This is a genomic window from Aeromonas sp. ZOR0002 (assembly GCF_963866995.1).
In the GTDB taxonomy this organism is placed as follows: domain Bacteria; phylum Pseudomonadota; class Gammaproteobacteria; order Enterobacterales; family Aeromonadaceae; genus Aeromonas; species Aeromonas caviae.
Genome location: NZ_CAWMFQ010000160.1, coordinates 1 through 4,051, shown reverse-complemented (window position 1 = coordinate 4,051; position 4,051 = coordinate 1). Strand labels below are relative to the sequence as shown.

At 63.3% G+C, this 4,051-nt stretch carries 8 protein-coding genes; 1 reads left to right on the top strand and 7 read right to left on the bottom strand.

Annotation, left to right across the window (positions count from 1 at the left end; all coding sequences use genetic code 11):
* Window positions 1–399, bottom strand: a 399-nt coding sequence (locus tag AACR77_RS09555) for a chorismate synthase (protein ID WP_042881038.1), incomplete at its 3' end; no start/stop codon positions are given.
* Window positions 400–415: 16 nt separating this feature from the next.
* Window positions 416–1,351, bottom strand: a complete 936-nt coding sequence (gene prmB, locus AACR77_RS09550; protein ID WP_039040745.1) for a 50S ribosomal protein L3 N(5)-glutamine methyltransferase — start codon at window positions 1,349–1,351, stop codon at window positions 416–418.
* 65 nt (window positions 1,352–1,416) lie between these two features.
* Between prmB and smrB the strand changes: the two genes are divergently transcribed.
* Window positions 1,417–1,941, top strand: coding sequence for an endonuclease SmrB (gene smrB, locus AACR77_RS09545; protein ID WP_041211465.1), 525 nt, complete (start codon window positions 1,417–1,419; stop codon window positions 1,939–1,941).
* A 90-nt stretch (window positions 1,942–2,031) separates the two neighbouring features.
* On the opposite strand, the gene AACR77_RS09540 is transcribed toward smrB, so the two are convergent.
* From AACR77_RS09540 to AACR77_RS09520, 5 genes are all read right to left on the bottom strand, one after another.
* Entirely contained in the window at window positions 2,032–2,442 is a 411-nt protein-coding gene (locus AACR77_RS09540) for an SRPBCC domain-containing protein (RefSeq protein ID WP_042881036.1), read from the bottom strand.
* Between the two features lie 46 nt (window positions 2,443–2,488).
* Window positions 2,489–2,716: a DUF4287 domain-containing protein gene (locus AACR77_RS09535; RefSeq protein WP_042881034.1), complete on the bottom strand. Its 228-nt coding sequence runs from the start codon at window positions 2,714–2,716 to the stop codon at window positions 2,489–2,491.
* A gap of 29 nt (window positions 2,717–2,745) precedes the next feature.
* Window positions 2,746–3,144: a GFA family protein gene (locus tag AACR77_RS09530; RefSeq protein WP_010674834.1), complete on the bottom strand. Its 399-nt coding sequence runs from the start codon at window positions 3,142–3,144 to the stop codon at window positions 2,746–2,748.
* Window positions 3,145–3,351: 207 nt separating this feature from the next.
* A complete protein-coding gene (locus AACR77_RS09525) occupies window positions 3,352–3,717 on the bottom strand; it encodes a VOC family protein (RefSeq protein ID WP_042881033.1) in 366 nt (121 codons plus the stop codon).
* A gap of 122 nt (window positions 3,718–3,839) precedes the next feature.
* Window positions 3,840–4,051 (bottom strand): carbohydrate-binding protein (locus AACR77_RS09520; protein WP_042881031.1); only part of this gene is annotated, 212 nt, incomplete at its 5' end.

Sequence of the window (4,051 nt, the reverse complement as noted above, 5' to 3'; positions counted from 1 at the left end):
CATGGCGGTCTCGCGGGCGGAGGAGCGGCCGCCGCCACGGTAGTCACGCTGGCCGTACTTCTGGTGATAGGTGTAGTCGGCGTGACCCGGACGGAACAGATCCTTGATCTCGGAGTAGTCCTTGGAGCGCTGATCGGTGTTCTCGATGAGCAGCCCGATGGAGGTGCCCGTGGTCTTGCCCTCGAACACCCCGGAGAGGATCTTCACCTCGTCCGCCTCGCGGCGCTGGGTGGTGTAGCGGGAGGTGCCGGGCTTGCGCCTGTCCAGATCCCCCTGCAAATCGTCTTCGCTTATCTCCAGCCCCGGCGGGCAGCCGTCGACCACGGCGCCCAGCGCCAGACCGTGGCTCTCGCCGAAAGTGGTGACCCGAAAGAGTTGGCCGAAACTGTTCCCTGCCATGGATGCTCCTTGCTGCTTAGTTCTTGTAAATGGCGAAATGGGCCTGGTACTGCTCGAGCTCTGCGCGGGTCATCACAAAGACGCCGTGGCCGCCGTTTTCGAACTCGACCCAGGTGAAGGGCACCTCGGGGAACTGGGCTTCCAGGTGGATCATGCTGTTGCCCACCTCGACCACCAGCACGCCATCCTCTTTCAGGAAGTCGGCGGCATTGGCCAGCAGGCGCTTGGTGAGCTTGAGGCCGTCGGAGCCCGACGCCAGGGCCAGCTCCGGCTCGTGGCGAAACTCCTCCGGCAGATCCGACATGTCCTCGGAGTCCACGTAGGGCGGGTTGGAGACGATGAGATCGTACTTGTCACCGGCCGGCAGATCCCGGAACAGATCGGAGCGAATGGGGATAACCTGCTGCTCCAGCCCGTGATCGTTGATGTTGCGCTCCGCCACGTTGAGGGCATCGACGCTGATGTCGATGGCATCCACTTCCGCATGGGGGAACTCGTGGGCCATGATGATGGCGATGCAGCCGGAGCCGGTGCACAAGTCCATGATCCGGGTCGGTTCGTCTTTCAGGAAGGGGGCGAAGCGGTTGGCCACCATCTCGGCGATGGGGGAGCGCGGGATGAGCACCCGCTCGTCCACATAGAACTCCCAACCCGCATACCAGGCCTTGTTGGTCAGGTAGGGTGCCGGAATGCGCTCCTGCACGCGGCGGATGATGAGCTCGGCGATGCGGTGGCGCTCGCTGGTGGTCAGGCGGGAGTGGCGCATGGCGGGATCCACGTCCGGCGGCAGATGTAACGCGGGCAGCACCAGTTGCACGGCCTCATCCCAGGCGTTGTCGGTACCATGTCCGTAGAAGATCCCGGCGTCGTTGAAACGACTCATGGCCCAGCGCAACATGTCCTGGATGGTGTGCATTTCGGCAACCACCTCATCGATAAATATCTTGTCCAAATCCACCTCCAAGTCGAGTAATATCCGGCCCGAGAATTTTATACAGCGAGCAAGACGAGTACCTGATGAAAAAAACGCCCTCACTCACAGACGAGGAAAGCCTGCTGTTTCGTGATGCTGTCAAAGGTACCCGGAAAATTAAGCAAGATACCATAAGGGCCTCCTCAAGCCCGGTCAAGCAGAAACGCGAAGTGCGCGAGAGCCGCGAAAAGCTTGGGGTTGACCACTTTTTCAGCGACGAGTATCAGCCCCATCTCGAGGCGGACGGGCCGACCCGTTACGTGCGCGACGACGTGTCAAAATTCGAGCTGAAAAAGCTCAAGCGCGGCAGCTACCCGCCGGAGATTTATCTGGATCTGCATGGCATGAACCAGCACCAGGCCAAGCAGGAGCTGGCGGCCCTGCTCACCCTGTGCCGAAAAGAGAACATCCACGTCGCCTCGGTGATGCACGGCATCGGCAAGCACATCCTCAAGCAGCGCATCCCGAGCTGGCTGGCCCAGCACCCCGCTGTGCGCGCCTTTCACCAGGCGCCGCGGGAGTGGGGGGGCGAGAGCGCCATCCTGGTGCTGCTGGACATCGAGGAGTGACCCCCTTCCCCTCCCCGCCTTGCTCCGGGCGAACGCCATAAAAAAACCACCGCCAGCTTGCGGTGGTTTTTTCTTGGCGCCCCGCAGGGGTCAGCCGGCGGCCTCCATATGGCGCTTGAAGTTATCCAGGATGCTCTGCCACCCCGCCCGCTGCTGTTCGCCGCTGTGCAGGGACTCGGCATCGAACCGCTCCTCCACCCGGGTGCCCCCCTGCTCTGCCACGAACCGCACGCTCACCTCGCGGCCATCGTCCATGACGTAGCCGAGCCCCGTCGGCGCGGTGACCTCGGTGAAGGTCCCCTCGAAATCGAACCCCGTGCTGCCATCCCGCGCCGCCATGTGGTGGCAAAAACGCCCGCCCACCCGCAGGTCCACCCGGCTTTGGGGGCAGTGCCACTGCGGGGAGGCGGCGTTCCACGCCATGATGCTGGCGGGGGTGTTCCAGCCCTGCCACACATCGGCAATCGGCCTGGCAACCCAGACGCTGACGCTTATCTTCATCTCTCTGCTCCTCTGGCTTTCCTGCACGTTTTGCACTGTGGCACTGTCATGCCACGCCGGGCGCATCGGGCTGCGCCAAAAAGTGGGCCACCAGGGCATTGGCATGGCCGTGACCCATGGCGTGTTCGTCCTTGAGCCAGGCCACCAGGGCCATGTGTTTGCGCTCCTCCCGCCCTGCCAGCAGGGTCAGCCAGTGGACGATGGGCTGGCCGTATTTCTGCTCGATGGCGGGAAAATAGGAGGCAGGCCCCTTCGCCTTCGGTTGTTCATCCATGATGGCTTCTCCTCGGGGTGAGTACAGGCTCAGGGTTTGGGGGCGAACTGCTCGAACACCTGCTGCCCGGTCAGGGTCGGGGTGTCGTTCTTGAGGGCATAGAAGTCGGGTTTCTCGTCGATGAAGATCTGCCCGGTGAGCTCGAACCCCTGATCCTGAAACAGGCCGGCAGAGAGGATGTACTCGTCCGTCGGCAACAGATGGTAGAAAAGATGGGTGCCGCAGGTGGGGCAGAATCCGCGCTCCGCCCACTCCGACGAGCGGTAGGCCACCGGGGTCATCCCGGTGAACCGCACGCCCTTGCCCCCGTGCACCGCGAACATGGGCCCCCCTGACCAGCGCCGGCACATGGCGCAGTGACACAGGTTGACCTCCTTGTGATCGCCGCTCGACACGGTGATCCCGCCACACAGACAATGTCCTTCCATGATGCCTCCTGAGAGTTGGGGCGACAGACCGGGCGAACGGGTGCTCGCCTTGTTGCCGCACCAGATGAAGTAGCACGGGATCCGGGGGGCGGCAACTGACCATTCCGGGGCCTCACCGCGGGTCTGAGGCTCCCGGAGCGGGAAAATCCCCCTCTTTATTCATCGCGTGAATGACTCAACATATCCCATGCACCAGATAAATAATGGTCAGGTTCCCTCCTGCAAGGCGATGCGATTCCCCTCGCAATCCCGACACTCCGCCACCCGGAGGCCCTCCCCGACCTGGGTGACGGGATAGAGACAGGCCCCGCCCGATGCCAGCGCCCGGGCCATGGTCCCCTCGATGTCAGGCACCCGCAGATAGATCCGGGTGCCATCCAGGCTCGGCACATAGCTCTCCCCCTTCGCTAGGGCGCCGGAGCAGCCCGCCGTGCCACTTTCCAGGGGAAAGAGCGCCATCTCGTTGCCATCGATCTGCACCCGCTCCAGCACCGTCTCGAAGACCCCCTCATAGAAGCGGATGGCTCTCTCCATATCCTGTACCGGAATTTCAAAATGAATGGCGATGTTCATGGTCATCCTCCCTCGTTGTGAACCCGCACTCTATCAGTGCCAAAAGAGGCGCAGCAAGCCAGCGCGGCGATCAACAAGGGAGGCGCGCGGCCTCCCCGGGGTGCTTGCGCCTGTATTGACTCTCAGATCACCGGTGCCCAAGGGTCCCCCTTGCCCGGCTCGTTGCCCTGGGTCCACCACTTGGCCTGATAGATGACCCCCTTGTGGCTCACCTTGTTGCCCGCGGTGTAGACCTTGCTTGCCTCCCAGGCCGGTACCCCGTCCACCGGCGGCGTGCCGGGGTCGACCGGGGCCGGATCCAGCGCGGCCACCACCCGTACCTTGGGCCAGCTGG

Excerpts from the sequence above, each read along its gene's own strand:
- AACR77_RS09540 (WP_042881036.1), bottom strand. The coding sequence starts at position 2,442 with ATGAAGATAAGCGTCAGCGTCTGGGTTGCCAGGCCGATTGCCGATGTG.
- AACR77_RS09530 (WP_010674834.1), bottom strand. The coding sequence starts at position 3,144 with ATGGAAGGACATTGTCTGTGTGGCGGGATCACCGTGTCGAGCGGCGAT.
- AACR77_RS09535 (WP_042881034.1), bottom strand. The coding sequence starts at position 2,716 with ATGGATGAACAACCGAAGGCGAAGGGGCCTGCCTCCTATTTTCCCGCC.
- smrB (WP_041211465.1), top strand. The coding sequence starts at position 1,417 with ATGAAAAAAACGCCCTCACTCACAGACGAGGAAAGCCTGCTGTTTCGT.
- AACR77_RS09525 (WP_042881033.1), bottom strand. The coding sequence starts at position 3,717 with ATGAACATCGCCATTCATTTTGAAATTCCGGTACAGGATATGGAGAGA.